21 protein-coding genes are annotated in these 25676 nt (G+C 65.2%); 15 read left to right on the top strand and 6 right to left on the bottom strand.

From position 1 onward, the window contains the following. Nucleotides 1-78: 78 nt before the first annotated feature. Nucleotides 79-3972 (bottom strand): peptidoglycan-binding protein, encoded by a 3894-nt coding sequence (locus ACKTEK_RS01030; RefSeq protein WP_409163382.1) that lies wholly within the window; start codon nucleotides 3970-3972, stop codon nucleotides 79-81. A 287-nt stretch (nucleotides 3973-4259) separates the two neighbouring features. Here ACKTEK_RS01030 and ACKTEK_RS01035 point away from each other — a divergent pair, with 287 nt between their 5' ends. From ACKTEK_RS01035 to ACKTEK_RS01065, 7 genes are all read left to right on the top strand, one after another. Further along, entirely contained in the window at nucleotides 4260-4709 is a 450-nt protein-coding gene (locus tag ACKTEK_RS01035; RefSeq protein ID WP_409163383.1) for a MerR family transcriptional regulator, read from the top strand. A gap of 49 nt (nucleotides 4710-4758) precedes the next feature. Beyond that, complete coding sequence (locus ACKTEK_RS01040) at nucleotides 4759-6552, top strand: acyl-CoA dehydrogenase C-terminal domain-containing protein (protein ID WP_409163384.1); 1794 nt, start codon at nucleotides 4759-4761, stop codon at nucleotides 6550-6552. Between the two features lies 1 nt (nucleotide 6553). Continuing rightward, nucleotides 6554-6802, top strand: coding sequence for a hypothetical protein (locus ACKTEK_RS01045; RefSeq protein ID WP_409163385.1), 249 nt, complete (start codon nucleotides 6554-6556; stop codon nucleotides 6800-6802). A 2-nt stretch (nucleotides 6803-6804) separates the two neighbouring features. After that, entirely contained in the window at nucleotides 6805-7962 is a 1158-nt protein-coding gene (locus ACKTEK_RS01050) for an acyl-CoA dehydrogenase family protein (protein WP_409163386.1), read from the top strand. Nucleotides 7963-8005: 43 nt separating this feature from the next. Beyond that, on the top strand, nucleotides 8006-9217 hold the full coding sequence (locus ACKTEK_RS01055) for an acetyl-CoA C-acetyltransferase (protein ID WP_409163387.1): 1212 nt from the start codon (nucleotides 8006-8008) through the stop codon (nucleotides 9215-9217). A gap of 16 nt (nucleotides 9218-9233) precedes the next feature. Then, nucleotides 9234-11444, top strand: coding sequence for an FAD-dependent oxidoreductase (locus tag ACKTEK_RS01060; protein ID WP_409164864.1), 2211 nt, complete (start codon nucleotides 9234-9236; stop codon nucleotides 11442-11444). A 116-nt stretch (nucleotides 11445-11560) separates the two neighbouring features. Then, nucleotides 11561-12046, top strand: coding sequence for a hypothetical protein (locus tag ACKTEK_RS01065; RefSeq protein ID WP_409163388.1), 486 nt, complete (start codon nucleotides 11561-11563; stop codon nucleotides 12044-12046). 8 nt (nucleotides 12047-12054) lie between these two features. Here the strand turns inward: ACKTEK_RS01065 and ACKTEK_RS01070 are convergent, their stop codons facing one another. After that, nucleotides 12055-13029 carry an alpha/beta hydrolase gene (locus tag ACKTEK_RS01070; protein ID WP_409163389.1) on the bottom strand — a complete coding sequence of 325 codons (975 nt, stop codon included), beginning with the start codon at nucleotides 13027-13029 and terminating at the stop codon, nucleotides 12055-12057. 68 nt (nucleotides 13030-13097) lie between these two features. Between ACKTEK_RS01070 and ACKTEK_RS01075 the strand changes: the two genes are divergently transcribed. After that, on the top strand, nucleotides 13098-13514 hold the full coding sequence (locus ACKTEK_RS01075) for a secondary thiamine-phosphate synthase enzyme YjbQ (protein WP_409163390.1): 417 nt from the start codon (nucleotides 13098-13100) through the stop codon (nucleotides 13512-13514). 47 nt (nucleotides 13515-13561) lie between these two features. Here the strand turns inward: ACKTEK_RS01075 and ACKTEK_RS01080 are convergent, their stop codons facing one another. Together ACKTEK_RS01080 and ACKTEK_RS01085 are read right to left on the bottom strand one after the other, a co-directional pair. Next, nucleotides 13562-13948 (bottom strand): hypothetical protein, encoded by a 387-nt coding sequence (locus ACKTEK_RS01080; RefSeq protein ID WP_409163391.1) that lies wholly within the window; start codon nucleotides 13946-13948, stop codon nucleotides 13562-13564. 92 nt (nucleotides 13949-14040) lie between these two features. Continuing rightward, nucleotides 14041-14400 carry a hypothetical protein gene (locus ACKTEK_RS01085; protein ID WP_409163392.1) on the bottom strand — a complete coding sequence of 120 codons (360 nt, stop codon included), beginning with the start codon at nucleotides 14398-14400 and terminating at the stop codon, nucleotides 14041-14043. 574 nt (nucleotides 14401-14974) lie between these two features. On the opposite strand from ACKTEK_RS01085, the gene ACKTEK_RS01090 reads away from it, so the two are divergent. Then, nucleotides 14975-15682, top strand: coding sequence for a response regulator (locus ACKTEK_RS01090; protein ID WP_409163393.1), 708 nt, complete (start codon nucleotides 14975-14977; stop codon nucleotides 15680-15682). Nucleotides 15683-15695: 13 nt separating this feature from the next. On the opposite strand, the gene ACKTEK_RS01095 is transcribed toward ACKTEK_RS01090, so the two are convergent. Further along, nucleotides 15696-19193 carry a NahK/ErcS family hybrid sensor histidine kinase/response regulator gene (locus ACKTEK_RS01095; protein WP_409163394.1) on the bottom strand — a complete coding sequence of 1166 codons (3498 nt, stop codon included), beginning with the start codon at nucleotides 19191-19193 and terminating at the stop codon, nucleotides 15696-15698. A gap of 258 nt (nucleotides 19194-19451) precedes the next feature. On the opposite strand from ACKTEK_RS01095, the gene mscL reads away from it, so the two are divergent. From mscL to ACKTEK_RS01125, 6 genes are all read left to right on the top strand, one after another. After that, complete coding sequence (mscL, locus tag ACKTEK_RS01100) at nucleotides 19452-19868, top strand: large conductance mechanosensitive channel protein MscL (protein ID WP_409164865.1); 417 nt, start codon at nucleotides 19452-19454, stop codon at nucleotides 19866-19868. 2 nt (nucleotides 19869-19870) lie between these two features. Beyond that, nucleotides 19871-21079 carry a pyridoxal phosphate-dependent aminotransferase gene (locus tag ACKTEK_RS01105; protein ID WP_409163395.1) on the top strand — a complete coding sequence of 403 codons (1209 nt, stop codon included), beginning with the start codon at nucleotides 19871-19873 and terminating at the stop codon, nucleotides 21077-21079. Between the two features lie 86 nt (nucleotides 21080-21165). Further along, complete coding sequence (locus tag ACKTEK_RS01110) at nucleotides 21166-22329, top strand: PAS domain S-box protein (RefSeq protein ID WP_409163396.1); 1164 nt, start codon at nucleotides 21166-21168, stop codon at nucleotides 22327-22329. Beyond that, a complete protein-coding gene (locus tag ACKTEK_RS01115; RefSeq protein ID WP_409163397.1) occupies nucleotides 22319-22930 on the top strand; it encodes a response regulator transcription factor in 612 nt (203 codons plus the stop codon). Before ACKTEK_RS01110 ends, ACKTEK_RS01115 begins: the two co-directional genes overlap by 11 nt. A gap of 119 nt (nucleotides 22931-23049) precedes the next feature. Next, nucleotides 23050-23424, top strand: a complete 375-nt coding sequence (locus ACKTEK_RS01120) for a response regulator (protein ID WP_409163398.1) — start codon at nucleotides 23050-23052, stop codon at nucleotides 23422-23424. Nucleotides 23425-23551: 127 nt separating this feature from the next. Next, nucleotides 23552-24220, top strand: coding sequence for a helix-turn-helix domain-containing protein (locus ACKTEK_RS01125; protein ID WP_409163399.1), 669 nt, complete (start codon nucleotides 23552-23554; stop codon nucleotides 24218-24220). A gap of 67 nt (nucleotides 24221-24287) precedes the next feature. Here the strand turns inward: ACKTEK_RS01125 and hemN are convergent, their stop codons facing one another. Next, complete coding sequence (gene hemN, locus ACKTEK_RS01130) at nucleotides 24288-25652, bottom strand: oxygen-independent coproporphyrinogen III oxidase (RefSeq protein WP_409163400.1); 1365 nt, start codon at nucleotides 25650-25652, stop codon at nucleotides 24288-24290. Nucleotides 25653-25676: the final 24 nt, after the last annotated feature.

Consider the following 25676-nt stretch of genomic DNA (forward strand, 5'->3'; position numbering starts at 1 on the left):
TGCAGTGGAAACAGGACTGTTGACCCCTTAACGGGTGCGCCGGTGTTGCCCGGTTGCCACCCGCAGTCCAGGGGTTGCTCAGCCGGTCGATTTCTTGAGCGTGGTCAACAGGTCCGGTGTCGCGATGCCGGTCGGGATCATCCCGTTCGCCGTCTGGAAGGACTTGATGGCGTCGCGCGTGCGCGGCCCCATCACGCCGTCCGAAGGTCCGGCCTCGTATCCAAGCTGGTTCAGCATCGTCTGCGCGGCGCGCACCACGATCTTCGGGTCGAGCGCGTCGTCGATTGCAGCGCTTTCCCAGGAGCCGGATGCCTTCACAAAGTTGGCACTCTCAACTAGCGGGGTCGCTTCCCAGGTCCGGGCCATGCGCTTGGCGATCGCGAGATCTTCCGGCGGCAGCGCATTTGCGGTTTCGTCACGCTTGGTGCCGGCTTCGCCGTCGCCCTGCGAGGCGGCGATGGCAAACCACTTGTAGGCTTCCTTCTGGTCGGCCTCGATGCCAAGCCCGCGCGAATAGAGGATGCCGAGGTTGAACTGGCTGTCGCGCAGGCCGTGCTCCGCAGCCTGGCGGAACCACCGGGCGGCGGCGTCGAAATCGGCTTCGCCCTTGGCACCCTGCGCGTTCAGCACGGCCAGGTTGTGCATGGCCTTGCGGTTGCCCTGATCGGCGGCGCGCATGTACCACATCTCGGCCATGGCGACGTCGCGGGTCACGCCGTGGCCCTTCTCATAGAGGCTGCCGAGACGATACTGAGCCGGCGCAAGACCCTGCGCGGCCGCGCGCTGGTACCAGTCCGCAGCGGCCTTCAGGTCCTGTCCGACGCCACGGCCCTGCGTGTAGCGCGAGGCGACCTCGAACTGCGCGGCGGAATCGCCTTCGATGGCGGCGCGGCGCAGGCCGTCCGGGCCGATGGCCGCGGGCAGCTCGGTAAGTGCCGCTTCAAGCGACTTCACGGTGTCCTCGGTCGACTGTTTGTCGAGACGCGGACCCTTGTTGATGGAGCCGGTGGTCATGTCGATGACGCGCGGCTGCTGGGACGGCGCCTGGCTCATGGACGGCGTGGCGGCATCCTCGGAAGCCGGTTCCGGTGCCTCCTCGGCAGCGGCCGGCTCGTCCATGACAGGCTCGCCACCTTCGACGGTGTCGACGGGCGCAGCCGTCATGCCTGTCTCGGCGGGCGTCGTGGCAGACCGTTCGTCGCTGGCCGCCGGTTCGTCCGGTGCGACCTGCTGCGTCGGCTCGGCTTCCGCCGGGGCGAGGGCTTCCGGGGCAGCATCGTCGAGCGCGGAGGGTTCGGCGTCGAGCATCGGCGTCGCGTTGCTCTCGACCATGGCGTCGGAGGCGGTCTCGTCGCCGGACGAGATCATGTTGTAGAGCTTCAGCGACCCGACCACGAGGATCAGGGCTGCCGAGATCATGACGATGGACTTGCGCGCCTTCGGCTTCGACTTCGATCCGGCGGTTATGGAGCGGCCATCACCTTCAGCAGAGGCCTTCTGGGCAGCGCGGCGCGCGGCGGCGATGAAATCCTGCCGGTCCGCGTCGCTGGCCCGCTCGGAGGCCGGCATTGGGTCGGGGCGCGGCTTGCGGGTCGGCTCGTGCGGGGCGAGGGCGGACGGCGGCGCGATCGGGAAATCGTCGTCGTCGTCGTCGCTGTCGGCGAGTTCCGGGTCCATCGGCATCTGCGCGTCGACGGGCAGCGGTGCATCTGCGGCCTCGTCGCGCATGGAACTGTCGGAAATCCGCTCGGCCGGCGCGGCCAGCACGTCGGCGATCTCCGCGCGCTCGGCGTCGAGGTCGAGGCGCGGCGCGGCAAGCGCTGCCATATCCTGCGTATGCGCGGCCTGCTCGGGTTCGAACAGGTCGGAATCGTCAACGTCCGGCTCTTCGTCCAGCGCGGCGGCTGCCGTCGGCGAAATGGCGTACATCGTGTCCGGGGCGGCGCGCCGAACAACGCCCTGCACCTCTTCGGACTCGGCATCGCCGAGCCGGTCCACGATTGTCGTCAGCACGTCGCGCATCACCTCGAGCGTCTGCTCGGTGCGGCTGTTGGACTGCTCGCTCGCGGAGCGAAGCGCATTCAACTCGTGCTTCAGGTTGTTGATGCTCATCGTGTCGGCGCTGTTGGCGCCGTTCCGGCTCATGCCGGCCACGACTTCCTGCGCTGCATGCTGGGCGGCATCGATGGCGCTGGTGCGCACCTGCTCCACGCGGCGAACGAGTTCGCCCATCGCCTGGTCGATATTCGTGCCCGACGGACGCAGCCTGTCGGAGGCTTCCAGCATTTCCGCAAGACGCGCCACCTGCGTGGCGAGTTCGTTCAGGGCCTGCGGCGAGTCGCCGACATTGCCGTTGGCGGAGATGGTTTCGATGCGCTCGGCGAGTTCGGCGAACCGCTCCAGCATGGCATCGAGGATCTCGGCATCCATGCCGCAGCTTCCGCCGCCGCCGCCGGGCTTGGCCGCGATTTCATCAAGGCGCGACTGGATCGCGTCGAAGACGGCCGGGTCCGTGCCGCCTGCCGGCGACAAGGTCGAGATTTGCTCGGCGATGGTGTCGATGCGCGCCTGAAGCGATTCCAGAACCTGCGTGTCGTTGTGGGAGGACAGCTCGTCCAGGCGATGGTTCATCTTGTCAAACTGCATCGCGATGGAATTCAGCGCCTGCGGGCCGGCTTCGGCGCGGGCGCGGATTTCGCCGCCCAGTTCGGCAAGCTGGCTCTCGATCGCGCCAAACCCCTGTGTGGCGGAGGGGTTCGATCCAGCGGCAGCCGCGATGTCCTCGATACGCTGCGTCAGTGCGTCGAGCTTGGCGGCGAGCCCGGCGGTCGCATCGCGCTCGTTGGAATGGGAAACAGCGGTCGCGACCTCCTGCAGCCGGGTTTCCAGCGGCTCCAGGTCGACCGGCTTGTTCATGGCCGCCATGCGGGTCAGCGCCTCGCGCAGGGCCGAGATGTTGGTGTTGGTGCCCTGTTCGACCTTGCCGGCGAGGTCGCGGAGTTCCTTGCGGATCTCCATCAGCTCGCCGCGCGTGGCGGTGTCGAGCTGGCCGGACAGGTTTTCAAGCCGCTGTTCGACGGCGCTGCTGATCTGGCCGGAGGCATTTTCAACGCGGGCCTGAAGCTGGGCGATGTCGCCGCGCAGCTTGCCGATTTCCTCGGCACGGTCGGTTTCGGTGGCAATCGGCGCGGGCTGTGCGTCGAGGTCGCGCTGGCGCTTGAGAATCTGGGACACGGCATTGTCGATCATGCCGATCTTCTTGGTCAGCACCGGGTCGGTGGCGGAAACCAACTTGGAACTCGGCGTCGAGGCGAGGCGGGCATGGGCCACCGCGCGCGGCTCTTCGCCGAGCTTGCGCGTCATCGCTTCGAGCTTGGCTTCCAGGCGCTTCGTCTGGGAGGCGATGGCGTCACCCTGTGCGCCCTTGGCCGGCTCCTGCCGGGACTTCAGCTGCCGGGAAATGTCGTCGAGGCGGCGCTCCAGCCGTGCAACACCGGGATCGGTCTGATGGGTGGGCTTCTGCGCCGCCGACATGCTGGCCGACAGGCGGTCCAGCCGGCGGCCGATTTCCTTCATGGCGTCGGAGGCGGCATTCCGGCTGATCGGCAGGTCTTCGCCGACCACGCGTGCAAGCCCGCCGGCGAGGCCGCGTCCGCCGCGCCCGCCGCTGTTCATTGCACTTTGCAGGTCGCGGACGAGGCGGTCGCCTTCGGCATCGCGCGCCTTGCCACCGCGCGAGGCGGTGTCTTCCAGCATTGATTCGATTGAGTCGAGTCGGTGCGACAGCAGCCGCATGGCAGTGGCATCGTCGGTGGCCGGGCGACGGACAGAGGAAAAGTCCACGTCTGCCTCATCCAGGGCTTCGTCGTCGAACAGCGTGTCGATCCATTCTTCAAGCGAAAGGCCGGCTTCCCGCGCCGCCGCACGCGCCGCTCGCTTGAAATTCTTCTGCCTTGCCGAACTGTAGGCCATACCGATTACTCTTTGTGTCTCGCGGCGGGTGCGGAGCTCCGTGGCCGAATTCGTCAGAGCCCGCGCATGCAACACGCCTTACTGCGCCAAGGCAGATCATTAACGTTCATGGTAAATGGACAGTTAAGCGGGATTTGGTGGCTGATCCAGGCGCGTCCGGGTGGTGGAACACATGCACCCCTCGGCGCGTTGACTTCGACCGCAACAGGCGCGTATGCGAGCTTACGTTCACGTAATTGTGAACTAATTGACGCAAGCGTAAGATTGTGGTCTCGATGGAGGAAACGATGGCACAGTCCCTCGGTCGATCCCATAGCGGATCGGGTGTTCGGGCGCACAAGTCGCAGGAGCCCAGCACGTTCACGATCGGCGACCTAGCACGCGAATTCGACGTCACGCTGCGGACGCTTCGGTTTTATGAATCGAAGGGTTTGCTGAACCCGCGTCGCGCGGGCCAGACGCGAATCTACACGCGGCGAGACCGCGCCCGCCTCAAGCTCGCCCTCATGGGCAAGCGGGTCGGATTCAACCTCGACGAAATCCGCGAGATGCTCAATCTTTATGAATTGCGGGACGGTCAGGAGACGCAGCTTCGCGTTTCGCTGGACAAGTTCCGCGAGCAGATTGACGTTCTCAAGCGCCAGAAACTGGACATCGAGACCGCCATTTCCGATCTGACGAGAACCTGTGATGTTGTCGATGGCATGTTGAAGGAACGCAGCAAGCAGGCTGGCTGAAGATCAGCGCGCTGCATGTGCCTGTGAAGGGTGCAAGGGGAGTACGCCGATGCCGACCTATACCGCTCCTGTCGAGGATGCGCTGTTTCTGCTGAACGACGTCTTCGGCTATGAGCGATACGGAAATCTACCCGGTTTCGCCGACGCGACGCCGGATGTTGTGAAAGCGATCTTCGAAGAGGCTGGCAAGTTCGCTGGAGAGGTGCTCCAGCCGCTGAACCAGGTTGGCGACCGGCAGGGCTGCACCCGTGCAGATGACGGCAGCGTCACCACTCCCGATGGCTTCAAGGCAGCCTATACCCAGATGACGGATGCCGGCTGGACCGGCCTGATCGCCGCGACGGATTACGGCGGGCAGGGGCTTCCCTATACCGTTGGCGCGGTCGTCAACGAGTTCGTTTCCTCCGCCAACATGGCCTTTGGCATGTATCCCGGTCTCACCGCCGGTGCCTATGCGGCCATCGACAAGCACGGAAGTGGCGAACAGAAAAATCTCTACCTGCCGAAGCTCGCATCCGGCGAGTGGTCCGGCACCATGAACCTGACCGAGCCGCATTGCGGCACGGATCTGGGGTTGATTCGCACCAAGGCCGTGCCGCGCGACGACGGCAGCTTTTCCATCACCGGAACGAAAATCTTCATCTCGGCGGGCGAACACGACCTCACCGACAACATCGTCCATCTTGTCCTCGCCCGGATCGAGGGTGCGGAGGACGGGGTGAAGGGCATCTCGCTCTTCGTGGTGCCCAAGTTCCTGCCCGACGAGAACGGCGAACCCGGAGAGCGCAACGCGGTCGCCTGCGGCGCGCTGGAAGAGAAGATGGGCATCCACGGCAATGCCACCTGCGTCATGAACTATGACGGCGCGACAGGCTGGCTGATTGGTGATGTCCACAAGGGCCTGCGCGCCATGTTCACGATGATGAACGAGGCGCGGCTCGGCGTCGGCATCCAGGGGCTGGCCCAGTCGGAAGTCGCCTACCAGAACGCTGCCGTTTATGCCCGCGACCGGCTGCAGGGACGTGCGCTGTCCGGCGACAAGCAGGCCGAAAAGCCCGCCGACCCGATCATCGTCCACCCGGACGTGCGCCGCATGCTGATGAACCAGAAGGCCTTCAACGAGGCCGCCCGCGCGCTTGTCATCTGGACGGCCCTGCAGGCGGACGTGAGCCGCGGCTCTGCCGACGAGGCCCACGTGCAGGCTGCCGAGGATCACCTCGGCCTGCTGACGCCGGTCATCAAGGGCGTACTGACTGATACCGGATTTGCCAACACGGTTGCCGCCCAGCAGGTCTTCGGCGGACACGGCTACATCGCCGAGTGGGGCATGGAGCAGTTCGTGCGCGACGCGCGCATCGCGCAGATCTACGAGGGCGCAAACGGTATCCAGGCGCTCGATCTCGTGGGGCGCAAGCTGCCGCGCGACGGTGGCCGCGCCATGATGGCCTTCTTCAAGGAGGTCTCGGAATTCGCCGCCACACACGCCGACGACGAGAACCTGTCCGCCTTCGCAAAGCCGTTGGGCGAAGCCGCCAAGGACCTTGAGCGGGCGACCATGTGGTTCATGGCGAACGCGATGGCCAAACCTGACAATGCCGGTGCCGGGTCGACCGACTACATGCACCTCTTCGGCCTCGTGGCGCTGGGATATATGTGGGCGCTCATTGCCAGGACGGCGCACGAGAAGATCGCGGACGGCGCGGGCGATGCTGACTGGCTCAAGGCCAAGATCGTCACCGGGCGCTACTTCATGGAGCGCATCTTGCCCGAAACCCGTGCCCACGTCGCACGGATTGAGGCCGGGTCCGAGACCATGATGGCCCTGCCAGCCGAGGCGTTCTGAGATGGCGACAAAAGATGACTTGAAAACTTGGGTGCTAGAGGCTCTTCGGTTTCATGGCGGTACAGCCAAACTCGTGCGAGTGGCCGAACACATTTGGCAAAATCACAACAAGGAACTCGAGCGTTTAGGCGACCTGTTCTTCCGTTGGCAGTACGATATGCGGTGGGCAGCTATGGAGCTTCGAAAAGTGGGGAAGCTAAAGCCTGACGGAGAGACGCCACGTGGCGTGTGGGCGCTGGAAGTTAACTGACCATGCCCGCACTCGATCTCCCGCGCCCGGCCTGGATGAACGAGGATCACGCGATCCTCGCGGATGCTGCGCGCCGGTTCTTCGAGGACGAATTCGCCGACAAGGTGGACGGCTGGGAAAAGGCCGGCATGGTCGAGCGCGAGGCGTGGGAGAAGACCGGTGCAGCCGGCCTGCTCTGCGCCGCGATGCCGGAGGAATATGGCGGCGCGGGCGGCACCTTTGCTCACGAAGCGGTCATCACGCAGGCGCTGGGCGAGGTCGGGCTGGACAGCTTCGGCATCGCGCTGCATTCGGCCATTGTCGCCCCCTACATCCTGCATTTCGGCACCGAGGAGCAGAAGCAGCGCTGGTTGCCGAGGATGGCGAGCGGCGAATTGATCGGCGCCATCGCCATGACCGAGCCGGGAACGGGCTCGGACCTTCAGGGCGTGCGCACGTCCGCGAAGAAGGACGGCAACGGCTACATCATCGACGGCCAGAAGACCTTCATCACCAACGGCCAGCACGCCAACATCATCATTGTCGTCGCCAAGACCGATCCGTCCGCCGGCGCAAAGGGTGTCTCGCTCTTCGTGGTGGAAACCGACGAGGTGGAAGGGTTCCGGCGCGGACGCAACCTCGAAAAGGTCGGCCTGAAGGGCAACGACACGTCGGAACTGTTCTTCGACGGCGTGCGGGTTCCCGCTGACAGCCTGCTCGGCACCGAGGAAGGTCGCGGCTTTGCACAGCTGATGACCGAACTGCCGCAGGAGCGCCTGCTCGTGGCGGTCCAGGCAATCGCCATGATCGAGCGCGCGCTGGAACTCACGATTGCCTATACCAAGGACCGCAAGGCCTTCGGCCAGCCGGTGATCGACTTCCAGAACACCCGCTTCACGCTGGCCGAGGCCAAGACCGAAGCGACGATTGCCCGCGTCTTCGTCGACCATTGCATCGAGCGCCTCGTCGCGGGCACGCTCGACACCGTCACCGCGTCCATGGCGAAGTACCGGGTCACGGACCTGCAGTGCAAGATCGTGGACGATTGCCTGCAGCTTCACGGCGGCTACGGTTACATGGACGAATATCCGATCTCGCGCATGTTCCGCGATGCCCGCGTCCAGCGCATCTATGCCGGCACAAACGAGATCATGAAGGTTCTGATCGGCCGCAGCCTGTGAGCGGGCCGGTCAAGCAGGCGGCGCACACCGCCGGGAGGACAACATGCCTGACGCATTGATTTTCGACCATGTCCGCACGCCGCGCGGGCGCGGCAAGAAGGACGGTTCGCTGCACGAAGTGACAGCCGTCGAACTGGCCGCGACGACCTTGCGCGCGGTGCGCGAGCGCAACGGCATCGAGGACACCAAGATCGTCGATGACGTGGTGCTCGGCTGCGTCGACCCGGTCGGCGAGGCCGGCGGCGACATTGCCCGCGCGGCAGTGTTCCGCGCCGGCTACGATGACGCGGTGCCCGGCATCCAGATCAACCGTTTCTGCGCCTCCGGTCTCGATGCCGTGAACTTCGGCGCGGGCGAAATCACCTCCGGCCAGCACGACCTCGTCATCGCCGGCGGCGTTGAATCCATGAGCCGCGTCGGCATCGGTGCCTCGGGCGGTGCATGGCCGGTCGATCCGCAGGTCGCTTTGCCGTCTTACTTCATGCCGCAGGGCGTCTCCGCGGACCTGATCGCCACCAAGTACGGCTTCAGCCGCGACGATTGCGACGCCTATGCGGTCGAGAGCCAGAAGCGCGCGGCGGAAGCCTGGGAGAAGGGCTACTTCAAGGATGCCGTCATTCCCGTCACCGACATGAACGGGCTGACCATCCTCGACCGCGACGAACACATGCGGCCCGACACGACGATGCAGTCGCTCGGCCAGCTGAACGCATCCTTCGAGCAGATGGGCGAGTTCGGCGGGTTCGACGCGGTGGCGATTCAGGCGCACCCGGAAGTCGAGCGCATGAAGCACGTCCACCACGCGGGCAATTCCTCCGGCATCGTGGACGGCGCCGCAGCGCTGCTCATCGGCCACGCGGACGCGGGCAAGACACACGGTCTGAAGCCGCGCGCGAAAATCCGGGCTTGGGCCAATATCGGCTCCGACCCGGCGCTGATGCTGACCGGCCCGATCGACGTCACCGAGAAGCTGTTCAAGCGCACCGGTCTCAGCATGGCCGACATGGACCTCGTCGAGATCAACGAGGCCTTCGCCTCCGTCGTGCTGCGCTACCAGCAGCATTTCGACATCCCGTCCGACAAGCTGAACGTGAATGGCGGGGCCATCGCCATGGGCCATCCGCTGGGTGCGACCGGCGCGATGATCCTCGGCACGGTGCTGGACGAACTAGAACGCCGCGACCTCAACACCGCGCTGGTGACGCTGTGCATCGGTGCCGGCATGGGCACCGCAACCATCATCGAGCGCGTGTGAGGGCAACGACATGACCATGGATCTGAAGAGCTTCACATTCGAAACCGACGCCGACGGCATCGCCCTCATCACGTGGGACATGGCCGATAAGTCGATGAACGTCATCGACATGTCCGTGATGGACGAACTGGAGCAGATCGTCGCGAAGCTGCGCGACGACGAGGCCATCAACGGCGCGGTCTTCACCTCTGCCAAGGAAACCTTCTGCGCCGGTGCCGACCTGACCATGCTGGATGCGCTGCTGAAGCAGTTCCGCGCCGGTGTCATCGAGGACGAGCAGGAAGCCAACCGCCGACTGTTTGCCGAGTCGCGCCGCCTGTCGCAGATCTACCGCGCGCTGGAAACCTGCGGGAAGCCGGTTGCCGCCGCCATCAATGGCACGGCGCTGGGCGGCGGGCTGGAGCTTTGCCTTGCCTGCCACCACCGCGTCGCGGCCAAGAGCGACAAGCTCAAACTCGGCCTTCCGGAAGTGAAGGTCGGCCTCCTGCCGGGCGCGGGCGGCACGCAGCGCGTGGCGCGCATGGTGCAGCCGGCCGACGCCTTGCAGTTCCTGCTGCAGGGCCGCGAGCTGCGCGCCGCGCAGGCTCACGCCATGGGACTGGTCGACACGGTGGTCCCCGCCGACGAGCTGCTCGAGACCGCGAAGGCCTGGATACGCGATGGCGGCAAGCCGGTCGCGCCGTGGGATGCCGAAGGCTTCAAGAACCCGGCGCGGGTCTATTCCGCCGCCGGCATGATGACCTTTCCCCCCGCGATTGCGCTCTACCGCAAGGAAACCTACGACAACTATCCCGGCGCGCGCGGCATCCTCTCCTGCGTCTACGAAGGCGCGCTGGTGCCGTTCGACACGGCGCTCACCATCGAGTCCCGCTATTTCGCCAACGTGCTGAAATCGCCGCAGGCGGCGGCGATGATCCGCTCGCTCTTCGTCTCCATGCAGGCGCTCAACAAGGGCGCGCGCCGACCCGACGGTATTGAGCCGACGAAACTCACCAAGATCGGCGTTATCGGCGCGGGCTTCATGGGCGCTGGCATCGCCTACGTGTCCGCCAGCGCGGGGCTGGACGTGGTCCTTATCGACCAGTCGCAGGAGGCTGCCGACCGTGGCAAGGCGCATTCGGAAAAGCTGCTCACTGACCAGCTGCGCAAGGGCCGCATCAAGGAAGACGCCAAGGACGCAACACTGGCCCACATCACCGCAACGACCGACTATGCCGCGCTGGAAGGCTGCGGTCTCGTCATCGAGGCGGTCTTCGAGGACCGCAAGGTCAAGGTCGACGTGATCCAGAAGGTCGAGGCTGTGCTGGGCGAGGATGCGATCCTCGCCTCCAACACGTCCACCCTGCCGATCACCAGCCTGGGCGAGACATTTGCCAGGCCCGAGCAGTTCATCGGCATCCACTTCTTCTCTCCCGTGCACCGCATGATGCTGGTCGAGGTCATCCTCGGCGACAACACCGGCAACAAGGCGCTCGCCGTCGCGCTCGACTACATTCGCGCGATCCGCAAGACGCCGATTGTCGTCAACGACGTGCGCGGCTTCTATGCCAACCGCTGCGTCGGCAACTACCTGCTCGAAGCACACCTGATGGTGATGGAGGGTATTCCGCCCGCGATGATCGAGAACGGCGCGCGCATGACCGGGATGCCGGTCGGCCCGCTGACGCTGACCGATGAGGTCGCCGTCGATCTCGCCTGGAAGATCCTGCAGGCGACGAAGAACGATCTCGGCAAGGAGGCCGTCGACCCGCGGCAGGAAACGCTGCTGGAGGAGATGGTCGTCAAGCGCGGGCGCTTGGGCCGGAAAGCCGGCAAGGGCTTCTACGACTATCCCGACAAGGGAAAGAAATATCTCTGGCCCGACCTCGCCGACATGGCGCCGGAAAAGAAGGCTGCTTCCGAGGTTTCCATCCAGGATGTGCAGGACAGGCTTCTCGTCACCATGGCGTTGGAAGCCGCCCGCTGCATCGAGGAAGGCGTTGTCGAGGACGTGCGCGAGGCTGATGTCGGCTCCATCCTCGGCTTCGGCTTCGCGCCGTGGTCCGGCGGAACGCTCTCCTATATCGACATGATGGGCACGAAAGCCTTCGTGGAACTGTGCAAGCGACTTGAGAGCGCGCATGGCGAGCGCTTCAAGCCGAACCAGCTTCTGCTCGACATGGCAAAGGACGGCGAGACCTTCTATGGCCGCTTCCCGCCAGAGGCCGGCGTCAGCAAGGCTGCCTGAGGTCACGATACGGCCCGATTGCCGATTAGCCTTGAACGGACTGCGAAACCGGCGCGGGTTGCTACGCGTTGGTTCTTGAGCATTCGAAGAGATTTCAAACCGGGAGCACGCAATCGATGCCCTTTGGCATGACCGCCCGCCTGACGACCGCGAGCCTCATCGCGCTGGCCCTTGTTGCCGGCGCGCAGGCGCAATCCTCGACGCCGCCGGACGGCGATGGCCGCTACCTGCTGCGCAAGACCGAGAACGGCTGGTTCCGTGTCGATCAGCGCACCGGGCAGGCCTCGCTTTGCCGCGATGGCGGCGGCGGGTTCACCTGCCAGCTGGTGCCGGATGACCGCGACGCGCTGCTGGAGGAAATCACCCGGCTGTCGGAGGAAAACGCCATGCTTCGCGCGCAGGCCAAGCGCGCCGACTTGCCGCCGGTGGAAGACGAGCCCGCCGACAGCGAGGCAAAGCCCGACGAGGAAGATGAACTGAAGCTGCCGACCGAGGAAGACATCGACCGGATGATGGACACCTTCCGGCACATGTTCGAGCGCTTCATCGGCATGGTGCAGGAAATGCAGCGCGACTTTTCCAACCGCGAACCGTCGAACTGACGCGTGGCTCAGTCGCCGAGCGCCGCGTTGAGAAACGCGTCCATCCGCGAAAGGCTCTCCTGCGCGAGTTTGCCCGCGAACGCCTGAAAGACGTGCGCCCCGCCGGGGAAGACCGCCAGTTCCGTGGTGTTGCCTGCTGCCAGCCAGAGTGGCGCCATCATCAGCGTGTCGTCGAGCAGCGGGTCGCGCGTGCCGATGGAAAACAGCGCCGGGCACAGCCCTTCGAGACTGGCGAACATAGGCGAGATGGCCGGGTCCTCGGTCGTGTGCTCGCCCTGCACGAAACTCTCCGAGAATTTCATGATGTCGCGGGTGTTGAGGATCAGCTTTTCGGTTCCCCAGCGCCGCACGCTCGGCGTGCCGCGCAGGTCGTAGCACCCGGCGACGAGGTTGGCGGCGATGAAGGGCTGCCTCCCGTGACCGTCACGCAAACGAATGAGCGTCGTCACGGACAGATGCGCGCCCGCCGATTCCCCGCCGATGGCGAGTTTGCCGCCGCCCAGATCCGCAAGGCCGCCATTCAGCAGCCATAGCGCCACGTCCTCGCAGTCGTCCGGACCGGCGGGGTAGGGGTTCTCCGGCGCGAGACGGTAGTCGACGCTGACGCTGGTCAGCCCGGTTTTCTCGGCAATGCGTTCCAGCCGCGGATCGTTTTCCGCAGGTGCGCCAAGCACCCATCCGCCACCGTGGATGTGCAGGTAGACACCTCGGCTTTCACGGGTCCGTGGCGCGATGATGCGCACCGGAACCTCGCCGCCGCGCCCCGGCACAGTGCGGTCGACTGCATGCGGGCAGCGCGGGGCAAGCGGAAAGGGGCCGAGGCCCTTCGCGCGCCGTTCGCGGATCACCGCAGGAGGAAATGTCCACATGTCGGGCAGGGCGGACAGCGCCTTGAGGATGCCGGCATTGACCGCCTTCGTCTCGGCGGAGATGTTGGCCGGGTCGAAGACCTCGGCCGGTACGGTTATGCCGGAATCTGTCATCGGGAAGCTTCTTTCAGGAGACGTGCGAAGATGGGCCTTCATCTGTACCAGCAAGCAGCGGGGCCGTCATGCGGCAGGTGAGGCAGGTTATCTCGCTACGCACGCCGGAGCAGGGCTTCACCGAAATCACCGGCGAGATCGCCGCATGGCTGCGCGAAGAGGGCGTGGCCGACGGGATGTTGAACGTCTTCATCCGGCATACGTCTGCGACCCTGACGATCCAGGAAAACGCCGATCCGAGCGTCCAGGACGATCTCGTGACCGCGCTGGATGCCTTCGCGCCACGCGAGCGCGCCTATCGCCACTCGACGGAGGGACCCGACGACATGCCGGCGCATATCCGCACGATGGTGACGGATGTCTCGCTCAACATTCCGGTTGGCGACGGGGCGATGCTGCTGGGTACGTGGCAGGGGGTCTACGTGATCGAACATCGCGACCGGCCGCATACGCGACAAGTCGTGCTGACGTATCAGGGGACGTGAAAGACCGGTGCCAGCGAGGCGTCTAAGCTTTGGAAGGCTGACGCGCGTCAGATGGGCATGTAGTCGGCGGGCAGCGTCAAGTGCAGGCCGATGGCCGTGACCCACAGGCACACCGCGACATTCGCGGCATTGTGGGCGAAGTGCATGTAGGCATCGCTCAGCGCGTTGCCGGTCAGCTTCTGGGCCTGTTCGGCGACGGGGCGCTCCTCACGGGAGAGCATGCGCCACAGCTTGGTACGCTGGTAGTTGGTCTTGGGGGCGTACCACGCGCGGAACATCAGGTAGACCGCCAGCGCAGTCGTCAGCACGGCAGTCCACTTGGCGGCAAGGATGGGATCGAAGCTCAGCGCCACACCGATGCAGACGATTGTCAGCGTGATGAAGCCGTAGCCGCGGCTGACCGAGTAGTGGGCGAGTGACGAAAGGCGTTCCATTGCGGTGCATTCCCTTGCGCGTGTTGCCTAGGAAATGGTGGTGGACCGCCTTTGGTTCCAGACCTTGTGGCAAAAATACGGCCGGTGGCCGATCAGGCCACGCCAACCATCGGCAGGATGACTGCGAGCGTCAGCAGGCAGGTCGCCATCCCCGACATGGTCTGGGCAAACCAGACATCAGCATCGACTGCGCGCGCCACGGGGCGCGACATCGCCAGTTCGTTGCCGTCACGCGAGGGCGCCTGCGGCCAGAACGGAAGGCCGGACAGCGCACCGCGATGCAGCGCACGACCGCAGAAACAGACCGCGAAACCGAGGCTCAGCAGTCCGCCGAGCTTGGCGGCGAAAACGATGCTTTCGCCCTGGCCGAGCATGGCCCAGCTCAGCGCGAGGCAGGCGGCACCGAAAATGGCGCCGGATTCAATCAGGATCGGATCGTCGAGTTCAGGCATCGGGGCACTCCTTGAAGTGTGCTGTGGCGAACACGCGTTTGTTCGCTCATTGCGGCGATTTTCCGCTCCGGATTTTAAGATTCGGTTTTCGTCGCCGCTCAATTCGCCAAGAACGGCGAAAGCACAATTTTGAAGTCGGGGTTCGCGTCCAAATTCCCGTCGTCTGCGCCAAGCACTCGCCGCCTGTGGGGCGGCACTGGTGAAAGTCCGATGGGCATTGGGAGAGAAAGTGCTCGCGTATTGGCCGAAATGAGCGGTTGCGCTGTTGGGCGTAGATTTTGCAAAAGCTGTGCGGTCGTGCTGAACAGCAAGAAAAAGCGCATCGCGCAGCGCGGCTCCTGGCGGAATTTGCGCCGGGGACGGGGGAATACGCTCTTGCAATCGTTCAGCCGGACATCAAGTCCGGTTGCATTGCGACTGGCAAATGTGATGGCTCGGTTGTGCGCGCCGCGGCAAAGGCACTTGTGGCACCTGTCGTGATTTCCGCTAGGCTATGCGCACAAGAAGTGAAAAAGCCGCTTGCGATGTGCACGTTGCGCAGGCCGGGCGGCCACAAGGAATTAGGGGTGAACGCGTGAACGAGGCAGCGCCGAACAGGGCAAACCTGATCATAGCGGACGATCATCCGCTGTTTCGCGACGCCTTGCGGCAGGCGCTTCTCAATGCAGCCCCGCAGGATGGTGCGCCGGGCATCGGCGCAGTGAGCGAGGCCGGTTCCATCGACGAGGTCATGGAGCAACTCACCGCGAACCCGGAAACCGATCTCGTCCTGCTCGACCTGACAATGCCGGGCGTTCGTGGCCTCTCCGGCCTGATGAACCTGCGCGCCCGCTTTCCCGATGTGCCTATCGTCGTCGTTTCCGCGAGCGACGATGCAGCGGTCGTGCGCCGCGTCGCCGATTTCGGCGCGTCGGGTTTCATTTCCAAGTCGCTGCAGGTCTCGCAGATGCGCGAGGCGGTCTCCACCGTGCTGGCCGGGGGCGAGTGGTTCCCGGAGGATATCGACCTCGCGGCGGAAGATGAGTCCGAACTCGCCGATATTGCCCAGCGCCTGGCCACGCTGACCCCGCAGCAGGTGCGCGTTCTGATGATGCTGGGCGAGGGGCTGCTCAACAAGCAGATCGCCTACGAGCTCAATGTCTCCGAGGCGACCGTGAAGGCGCACGTTTCCGCGATCCTGCAGAAGCTCGGGGCCGACAGCCGCACCCAGGCGGTCATCATGGTCAACCGGATCGATGCGCTCCAGCGCGATGCCTTCGCGCTCGACGACGTGAAGACCTAGGCTCCCGGAATCATCATTCGGCCGCTTCCCGGCGGGTGTAGCGCGCCAGCACCGCGCGCAGCGCCGCCGGCTTCACCGGCTTGTGCAGCACGATGGCCTCGCGCGCCTGCGCCTGTTCGCGCACCTCCGGCGAACGGTCTGCCGTGAGCAGGATCGCAGGGATATCGGTTTTCAGCGTCTCGCGCAGCGTGCCGACCGCATCCAGGCCCGTTCCCTCGTCCAGGTGATAGTCGACGATCAGCACGTCCGGGGGCTGCGCCCTCGACTGCAATTGCGCCAGCGCATTCTCGGCGGAAACGGCGGTCAGCACGTTGCAGCCCCAGCCGCCGAGCAGCGCCGTCATCCCGTCGAGGATCTTGGGTTCGTTGTCGATGCACAGGATCGACAGCGGCGTCATCGACCGGCGCGGACGCACTTGCCGAACGTCCGGTGCCGGTTGCTCGACCGCGTCAGCCATCGGCAGCTTGATCGAGAAGGTCGACCCCTGTCCCGGCACCGACCACAGCTCGACAGAGGTCTTCAGCGCGCGCGCCATGCGCTCGACAATGGACAGGCCGAGGCCAAGCCCGCGCGCCATCTTCTCGGCACCGTCGAGCCGCTTGAACTCGCTGAAGATCGCGCTGCGCTGGCGCACGGGGATACCGGCACCGGTGTCGTGAACATGGATGATGATTTCATCGCCCTTGCGCCGGCAACCGACAAGTACGCGACCGGTCTGGGTATATTTCACCGCGTTGGAAATCAGGTTCTGCAGCAGGCGGCGCACGAAGCGCCGGTCGCTGTGGACGAACGCCGTGCACGACAGGATACGCAGGTCGAGGTCCTTCTCCTGCGCCATCGCCGCGAATTCCATCCGAAGCGGCTTCAATATCTCTTCCAGCTGGAAGACCGAGTATTCCGGCTTCATGGCACCGGCATCCAGCCGGGAAATGTCCAGCAGCGCGGAGAGGATTTCCTCCACCGCTTCCAACGACCCGTCGATGTTTTCCGCGATGCGCCGTTCTTCGGGTCGCATCCGCCGCTCGACGAGGCTGGAGACATAGAGACGCGCGGCATTCAGCGGCTGGAGAATGTCGTGACCGGCAGCCGCCAGAAACCGCGTCTTGTCGGCATTGGCGACTTCGGCGGCCGAGCGCGCCTGCTCCAGTTCGCGGTTCAGCCGCGTCAGCGCCTGCGTGCGTTCGGCCACGCGCTGTTCAAGGCTTTCGTTGGCAGCAGCCAGTTCCTGCGCCACGCGCACCCGCTCGCTCACATCGGACACGGTGATCACCAGCCCGCCATCGGGCATGGCGTCGGGGCGCAGTTCCATGACTTCATCGCCGAAGGGGCGGTGGATCTGGAACGGCTTGCCGCGCACGCTGTCGCGCAGGCGTTCGTCCAGCACCGTCTCGCTGACAGCGCCGGTCTGGCCCAGCGCATGGCGATAGATGTCGTTGAGCGTGGTGCCGACGAGGCCGAAGGCGGGTGGCAGTTCCAGCGCGGTGCGGAATTGGCGGTTCCAGCAGATCAGGCGCAGGTCCCGGTCGAAGACGCCGATGCCCTGGTGCACGTGGTCGAGCGCCGATTGCAGCAGGTCGCGGTTATACTGGAGGGCCGCCGAGGCATCATCCAGCAACCGGCGCGCCGAAATGGAATCGGCGTTGTTGCGCTCCAGCAGCAGCGAGAAGGCAACGCGGGCGGACGCGGCCCCGATTGCGCTGGACAGGATGCGTTCGCCGTGGCGCACGAGATGCACGTCGGCTTCCGTCTGCGGGTCGAGTTGCAGTCCGTGTTCGGCGGCGTAGCTCTCGATATGGCGGCGGGCGCGCTCCTCGCCGAGGTAGCGCGCGATGGTCGCCTCCATCTCGCCGACGCGAAGCTGCGTGCGCGAGAGGCGGATGCCCTGAGGCATGGGGCGCAGGTCTTCGGGCACGAACTGGCTCGCCTGCAACCGCTCGATGGCCTCCGGCTGGCCGAGCAGCGAGACGCCCGCAAAGGCTGCGGAATTGAACAGCAGGCTCCAGAAGACGCCGTGGCTCAGCGCGGTGAACTCGATACCGAAAAGTTGCTGCGGACGCAGGAAGGCAAACCCGAACAGCCCGTCTTCAAGGATCGCTGGCGAGATCAGCCCGGCATCCACGAAGTTCGGCACGAGCAGGGTGAAGGCCCACACGGCGATGCCGGTCGCCATGCCGGCCATCGCGCCCCACGACGTCGCGCCCCGCCAGATCAGGCCGAGGAAGAAGGCGGGTGCCAGCTGCGCAATGGCCGCGAAGGAGACGAGACCGATGGAGGCCAGCGCCGCGTTGCCGGCAAGCGCGTGATAGTAGGCATAGGACAGCAGCAACAGGACGAAGATCGCCGCGCGACGGATGTTGAGCAGCTTCGGCCCGAGCGCCGGCTGGTCCGGCTGCAGCTCCTCGCGCCGCAGCAGCAGCGGGGCAATGAGGTCGTTGCAGACCATGATCGCGAGCGCGACGCTGGCGACGATCACCATCGCGGTTGCAGCCGACAGCCCGCCGAGGAAGGCGACAATGGTCAGCAGCGGGGAACCCGCTTGCAGCGGCAGCATGACCACGAACATGTCGGGGTTCGAGCCCGAACTGCCAAAGGTGATGAGGCCGGCAGCGGCAATCGGCACCACGAACAGGTTGATGGCGACGAGGTAGAGCGGGAACAACCAGGCGGCGGTGCGAAGCTCGTCTTCGGAGTTGTTCTCCACAACCGCGACGTGGAACTGGCGCGGCAGCAGGATCGCGCACATGAAGCTGAGCAGGATCATCGTCAGCCACGGCCCGCCTGCAGGGGCGCGGGTGAAGCGTTCCGCGATGCCGGGGCTGAGATTGATCGCCTGCATGAGGTTGCCCGGCCCGTCGAAGATGACGAAGGTCACGTAGAGGCCGACCGCGAGGAAGGCGACGAGCTTGATGACCGATTCAGCCGCAATCGCCAGCATCAGCCCGTGCTGATGCTCGGTCGCATCGAGGTGGCGCGTGCCGAACAGGATCGCGAACGCTGCGAGCACGACGGCGACAAGGAGCGCGATGTCGCCGAAGACAGGGAGGCTTGCGCTGGCGCCGGCGTCCGTGTGGCCGATGATGGTCGTCAACGATTCCGAAATCGCCTTCAATTGCAGCGAGATGTAGGGGACCGTGCCGATGATGCAGATCATGGCGACTGTTGCGGCGACGCCCTGGCTCTTGCCATAGCGCGAGGCGATGAAGTCGGCGACGGAGGTGATGTTGTGCGCCTTGGCCAGCCGCACGATCCGTCGCACCAGCACGAAGGCCGCGCCGATCATCAGGCCCGCGCCGATATAGATCGTCAGGAAGTCCCAGCCCTGCCGGCTGGCGAGGCCCACGCTGCCGAAGAAGGTCCACGACGTGCAGTAGACGCCGAGGGTCAGCGCGTAGATCAGCGGCCGCCCACGGCCCCATGCGCCGCGCTGGGCCAGCCTGTCGCCGTAGGTCGCAACGGCAAACAGGAAACCCAGATAGGCGAGCGCAATGACGACGACGATCCAGCCCTGCATGGCAACTCCGGTTCAGCCGCCTCACCCGGCGGCGTTTCAGGCCGGCGGCCACGTCACCACAACGGCTCGAACCTGTCCACGCTGACGGGGTGGCGCCGGCCTTGCCCATTGGACGAAAGCCGCGCTCGACGCAGTGCTGGTATTTGTTGGCGGGTTGGATGAATCCGGCTAGCTTTTGCCCAGCACGTCATGGTGCTGTCAGGTCGCCGGGGCACCTTGCCTTTCGCGGCAAGGAAAAGGGGTCAGGGGCACATGAGCATCATTCAGGAATTCAAGGAATTCGCGGTCAAGGGCAACATGGTCGATCTCGCCATCGGCGTGGTCATCGGCGGTGCCTTCTCAAAGATCGTCAATTCGCTGGTCAACGACATCATCATGCCGGTGATCGGCGTTCTGACGGGCGGCGTCGATTTCTCCAACATGTTCATCCAGCTTGCCGGTGCGCCGCAGACCAATCTCGAAGCAGCCCGCGAAGCCGGTGCGACGCTCGCCTACGGCAATTTCATCACCGTCGTGATCAACTTCCTGATCATCGCCTGGGTGCTGTTCCTGGTCATCAAGGCCATGAACTCGATCCAGCGCGAGGCCGAGCAGCAGGACAGCCCGGAAGCACCCCCGCCGCCGCGCGACGTGGTGCTGCTGGAGGAAATCCGCGACCTGCTGAAGCAGAAGTAGGCATGACCGGGCAAGGCGAGCAGACCGCGCATGCGGGGCTGTCCGTGCGCGGCGCGGGCACCCCGGAAAGCGGCATCGTCGAGGTCATGAACTATGGCTTCGACCGGCAGGGCCTCATCCCGCTGTGGGCCGGCGAGGGCGATATCCCGACTCCGGATTTCATCTGCGATGCGGCCTCGCGCGCGCTCGCCGAGGGCCAGACGTTCTACACCTACCAGCGCGGTATCCCTCCGCTGCGCCAGGCGCTTTGCGAATACAGCAAGTGGCTGTACGGCACCCCAAACCAGGCCGAGCGGTTCTACGTCACCGGGTCGGGCATGCACGCGATCCAGACCGTCATCACCCTGTGTGCCGACCCGGGCGACGAGATGATCTACCACGCGCCCGCCTGGCCGAACCTGCCGGCCGCCTGCTCGGTGGCAGGCGTCGTCCCCGTGCCGGTGGCGATGGACTTCTCGCCTGAAGGCTGGTCGCTGGACCTGCAGCGCGTGTTCGACGCCGTGACCGAGCACACCCGCGCCATCTGCATCAATTCACCGTCTAACCCGACCGGATGGGTGATGCCGCAGGCCGACATGGTGGAACTGCTTGCCTTCTGCCGCGAGCGGGGCCTGTGGATCGTTGCCGACGAGGTCTACGGGCGTTTCGTCTACGACCAGAAGACGCTCGGCGCACATGGCAGGCCGCTGGCCCCCTCGCTGCACCATCTCGTGGAACCGGAAGACCGGGTGCTCTTCGTCAACACGTTCTCCAAGAACTGGGCGATGACGGGCTGGCGCATCGGCTGGATCGAGGGGCCGGAATCGATCGGGCTGGAGACCGAGAACATCATCCAGTACTCGATCTCCGGCGTGGCGAGCTTCATGCAGACCGCCGCAATCACCGCGCTGCACGAGGGCGACGAGTTTGCCGAAGGCGTCATCGCGGATGCGCGCGCCGGGCGGCAGATCGTGTCGGAAGGCCTCGCCCAGAGCGGGCGATGCCGCTTCGCCGAGCCGGAAGGCGCCTTCTACAGTTTCTTCGCCATCGACGGCTTCAAGGACACAGACAAGCTGGGCCTGCGGCTGGTGGACGAAGCCGGCATCGGCATCGCGCCGGGCAGTGCCTTCGGCGTGGAGGGCAAGGGATTCCTGCGCATCTGCTTCGTGCGCCGTCGCGACGGCCTGCGCGAGGCGATGGACCGGCTCAACCGCTGGATCGCGGCGCAGTAGGCCGTGCGACAATCTTGCGGGCTTCTAGCGCGCGGCTGCATGTCGTAGGGTCGTCACGCGCGCGGGACTTCGCACAAGGACGGGGCATGGACGGCGGCTCTGAATCGGCAAACCTGACATCCCAGGCACGGCTCGACAGCGTGCTCGACACGGCCGTCGACGGCATCATCGTGATCGACGATCACGGGACCATGATGCTCTACAACAAGGCCTGCGAAAAACTGTTCGGCTACACCGCCGCCGAAGCCATCGGCCAGAACGTCAACATGCTGATGCCGCCGATGTATTCGGACCATCACGATTCCTACCTCAATGCCTACATGCAGACCGGTGTGAAGCGGATCATCGGCATCGGCCGCGCGGTCCATGGACGCCACAAGGAGGGCGAGGTCTTTCCGCTCGAACTGTCGGTCGGGGAATCGCGCACCCCCGCCGGGCGCCAGTTCATCGGCATCCTGCGCGACCTGCGCCCGAAGGTCGAAGCCGAAGAGCGTCTCGATGCGGTGCAGGCGCAGCTGGTGCGCATGGCGCGCGTCAACGCCATGGATGAAATGGGTTCGGCGATTGCGCATGAACTCAACCAGCCGCTGACCGCGCTGATGCTCTACCTGCAGGCGGTGACCCGCAAGGCCCGCCGCAAGGACGGCGAGCCGACGATCCCTGCCGAAATGCTGGAGGTGATCGACCGCGCCGTGGAAGAGGCGAACCGCGCCGGCAAGATCATCCGCCGGATGCGGCAATTCGTGGAGAAGCGCGAGACCGAGCGCCTCAATGTCGCGCTGTCCGACCTGGTCGATGAAGCCGTCGCCTTCACCATGATCGGCGCGCGGGCGCGCAACGTCACGCTCAACCGCAATCACGCCCAGTGGGTGTCGAATGTCAGCGCCGATCCGATCCAGATCCAGCAGATCGTCGTCAACCTGATCCGCAATGCGCTGGATGCGCTGGCGGAGTCCGATGACAAGGTCATCGACGTGGAGACGTGGCAGGAAGGCGACTGGGTGATGCTGGAAGTAACCGATTCAGGCCCCGGTGTTTCGCCCAAGATGCTGCCGGACCTGTTCCGCGCATTTGCGACGAGCAAGCCAACGGGAACCGGGCTTGGTCTTGCAATTTCACGTACAATCGCACAGAGCCATGGGGGCGATCTGGTTGTCCGGTCAGCGGCGGAGGGGAGAGGCGCATCCTTCCGCCTGATGCTGCCGGCAATCGGGACCGAAGCGGAGGGGGGGCAAACCGATGCAGTCTGACGGACAGGGTTCGAGTACCAAGGAAATCTTCATCGTTGATGACGAGCCGGCGATCCGTGATGCGCTTGGCGTCGTCTTCAAGATGGAAGGCTACAGCGTTGTCGGCTTCGAGAACGGCGACGACTTCCTGTCTGCGGCCCGCGCCAATCCGCCCTCCTGCGTGATCCTCGATATCCACATGCCGGGCCGCTCCGGCATGGAGATCCTCAAGGATATCGACGCGCCGCACTTTCCGACCCCGATCTTCATCATTTCCGGGCGCGGCGATATCCCGACCGCGGTGAACGCGATCAAGCTCGGTGCCTTCGACTTCATCGAAAAGCCCTTTGACGCCGAGACGGTCGTCACGCGGGTCGCCGAAGCGCTGCAGCGTCATGGCGGCGCGGAGAGCGAAGGCCCCGACCTCGAGCATTTCGACAACCTGACCCCGCGCGAGCGCGACGTGCTGCGCCAGATCACCGACGGTGCCTCCAACAAGGAAGCAGGCCGCAACCTCGGCATCAGCCCGCGCACCATCGAGGTGCACCGCGCCCGCATCATGGAAAAGCTCGGCGCGCGCAACGCCGCCGACCTCGTTCGAATCGTCATGTCGGGGTCGTGAACCAAGCGGCTCCCTATCCGTTCTTTCCCTTATCAGGAGTTTGACGGGCTTGTCCGAATGGGCAGTGCGCAAGAAGCTTTTCGCGCGTTGCATGCCCTCTTCCGGCCAGGAGCCCGCTCGTGCGGATTATTATCGTCGAGGACGATAGCGCTGTGCGTGAGTCGATGCTGTTGCTGTTGCGGCAGATGGACTTCGACCCGAGCGCCTACGAGTCCGCCGAAGCGTTTCTGGCCGATGTCCAGCCGGCCCCGCAGGACGCCGTTCTCGTCGATCTCGGCCTCCCCGGAATCTCCGGAACCCAACTGATTTCCCAGCTGAAATCCTTGCAGCACCCGCCGCATATCGTAGTGATGACCGGCAGCCCGCTGTCTGCATTGCGGCGGGAAATGCCGACGTTGAAAGACGTCTCGCTCTTGCGCAAGCCCCTTGAGCCGGAAACCCTCAACACGCTACTGACCGGCTTGCAGCAATCAGGCGAAACCAACGGCGCCTGACCGAAAATACGTAAACTTCCTAGTGCTTTACGCACTAACCCGCATAAGTAACGCAACCAATCGCGCATCCGGTTCTGCGTTTCTAATCTTGTGGAACACGCAAGGATGGAAATGGGCCGGAGGCGACATGTTCACCGAGACAATCACACACACCGAGGCACCCTGCGCGCGCACCCCGCGCCGCTCAGCGCGCGCCGATGCGCAGGCCAAGATCGGCGAGGCGACGGCGATCATCGTGCGCGAACACGAGTTGATCTTCGCCGAGGGGGACGCCGCCACCCGCCGCTACGAAATCACCGACGGGGCCGTGATGCTGTTCAAGGTGCTGCCCGATGGCCGCCGCCAGCTGGTCGAACTTCTTGGCCCCGGTGACATGTTCGGCCTGACCTGCACCGGCGACTACGATTGCAGCGCCGAGACGCTGGTCTCGACCCGCCTCAACGTGTTCCACCGCCTCGACTGCTCCCAGGTGCCGGCCGACATCTGCCGCATGTGCCGGCAACTCCAGAACAAGGTGTCGAACCTGCACGACCATGCCGTCGCGCTGGGCCGCAAGTCGGCGATGGAAAAGGTTGCCGGTTTCCTGCTCAACCTGCAAAGCGTCAGCAAGCCGCGACCCAACGGCCATGTCCGCCTGCCGATGACGCGGCAGGAGATGGCCGACTATCTGGGTCTCACCATCGAAACCGTCAGCCGGTCGCTGTCCGCGCTTCGCCGGGAAGGTCTGATCGTCTTCGACAAGGCCGACTGGTTCCACCTGCCGGACCGCGAGGGCCTCGAGGCGCTCGCCGGCTGAGCTGTCTTTCCTCCTCTCCTCTGTCCACCTTCAGGGCCGTGCCTGCACGGCCCTTTTCTTTTGTGCCTCAGACCGCCACCGAGTGCCGTCCCCTGGCCGGCTTGAGATGCGCGTCGAACACGGCTGCCACGACGCGGGCGAAGGCGCGGGCATCCTCGCGGACGGTGACGACATCGCCGCGCCGCTCCGCCAGTCCGTCGGCGGCAAGCGCGTCGATGCGATTGCGCCAGTCACCGAGCCATGCGGTACACATCTTGTTGGCGCGGGCGACGGCGCCCACGTCGACCGTGAGCGCGCACATCAGCTGCTCTATGAGGCTCGCGCGGAACCGGTCTTCCGCCGTGGTGGCGATCCCGCGCACGGTTGCGAACCTGCCCGCGTCCACCCGCTTCGCCCATTGGGCGGTAGCCGGGTCGTTCTGCGCGAAGCCCTGCGGGAAGCTCGAGATGGACGACGCGCCCAGCCCGATGACCGCATCCGCCGGGTCTGTCGTGTAGCCCTGGAAGTTGCGGCGCAAGGTGCCGTTGATCGCGGCGCGCGCCAGCGGATCGTCCTCGCGCGCGAAATGGTCGATGCCGATGCGCACGTAGCCAAGCACCGCCAGCCGCTCGGCGGCGGCCTCCGCCATGTCGAGGCGCTCCAAAGCGTCCGGCAGCATGGTGTCGTCGATCATGCGCTGGTGCGACTTGAACCACGGCACGTGGGCATAACCGAACAGCGCGATGCGGCCCGGCGCGAGGCTGTCGGACAGGTCGATGGTGCGGATCAGGTCCGCCTTGGTCTGCAGCGGCAGGCCGTAGATCAGGTCAAAGTTCATGGCCTTCAGGCCGCTGGCCTTCAGCACGTTGACGGCACCGGCCACCCGCTCGAACGGCTGCACCCGTCCGATGGCCGACTGCACGCGCGGCGTGAAGTCCTGCACACCGAGGCTGACCCGGTTGATGCCGGCATAGGCGATCTTGTCGACGAGCGGCTGGTCGATCAGGCGCGGATCAAGCTCCATCGCGTGCTCGGCATTCTCGGCAATGGCGAAATTGCTGCGGATGCTCTCGACCACATCATGGAAGGATTCGCGCGGCAGCAGGCTCGGTGTGCCGCCGCCCCAGTGGATCGAAACCACCTCGCGCGGCCCCGCGGGGCCATTGGCAAATGCCAGCCCGGCGGTCGCGACTTCGCGCTCCAGCGAGCGGGCATAGGAGACCAGCGGCGCGTCCTTGCGGGTCGCCTTGGTGTGGCACCCGCAATACCAGCACATCGACCGGCAGAACGGCACGTGGAGATAGAGGCTCAGGGTCGCATCGTCGGCGAGTTCGCTCGCCCAGCGCGACACGAGGTCTGCGTCCACCGAAGGGCCGAACTGCGCAGCCGTAGGGTAGGACGTGTAGCGCGGAACCTGCGCCTTGGCGTAAGTTTCAAGCATGTTGTGTTTCATGCCATCGCTTCTGCATCGCTTTCA

The sequence above is a fragment of the Tepidamorphus sp. 3E244 genome (assembly GCF_046159835.1).
Lineage (GTDB): Bacteria > Pseudomonadota > Alphaproteobacteria > Rhizobiales > Tepidamorphaceae > JACKJK01.